This window comes from Aerococcus sp. L_32, assembly GCF_050689315.1.
In genome coordinates this window covers 1-765 of the sequence record NZ_JBOEQF010000891.1, presented here as the reverse complement: position 1 = coordinate 765, position 765 = coordinate 1, and the positions used below count along the sequence as shown (strand labels likewise).

1 protein-coding gene is annotated in these 765 nt (G+C 38.6%); it reads left to right on the top strand.

The genetic code is table 11. The annotated features are described in order from the left end of the window. Positions 1 to 186: 186 nt before the first annotated feature. A partial coding sequence (gene glyQ / locus ACRCJ0_RS17155) for a glycine--tRNA ligase subunit alpha (RefSeq protein WP_431391367.1) occupies positions 187 to 765 on the top strand: 579 nt, incomplete at its 3' end.

Below are 765 nucleotides of genomic sequence, written 5' to 3'. Positions count from 1 at the left end.
GATTGAAACCTTGTGAAGGCATATTGGAGCACTTAACAATAAAGCGCTAATGGATTTTATCCGTTAGAAGTAGGGTGGAACCGCGAGATAATCGTCCCTATGTGTTTGTTTTTTCAAATGCATAGGGGCTTTTTTGTGTCTTCTGATGTATTTGACCACTATCATAATAGATTAAAAAATGAGGAAGTGAACATCTTGGCAAAAAATCATAAAACATTTCAAGATATAATTTTAACGTTACAAAACTACTGGGCTGAACAAGGGTGTTTAGTTTTAAACGCTTATGACACAGAAAAAGGTGCGGGTACCATGTCACCTTATACTTTCTTGCGTGCAATTGGTCCTGAACCATGGAACGCTTGTTACGTAGAACCATCTCGCCGTCCAGCAGATGGTCGCTACGGTGAAAACCCTAACCGTTTATACCAACATCACCAATTCCAAGTCGTGATGAAACCAAACCCAGATAACATTCAAGAATTATACATTGAAAGCTTGAAACAATTAGGAATCGACCCATTAAAACATGACATTCGTTTTGTAGAAGACAACTGGGAAAACCCCTCACTTGGTTGTGCTGGTTTAGGTTGGGAAGTTTGGTTAGACGGGATGGAAGTCACTCAATTTACTTATTTCCAACAAGTTGGAGGTTTAGAATGTAAGCCTGTTACCTCTGAATTAACATATGGTTTGGAACGTTTAGCTTCTTACATCCAGGAAGTAGATTCAGTTTACGATATTGAATGGGTTGAAGGCGTTAAATAT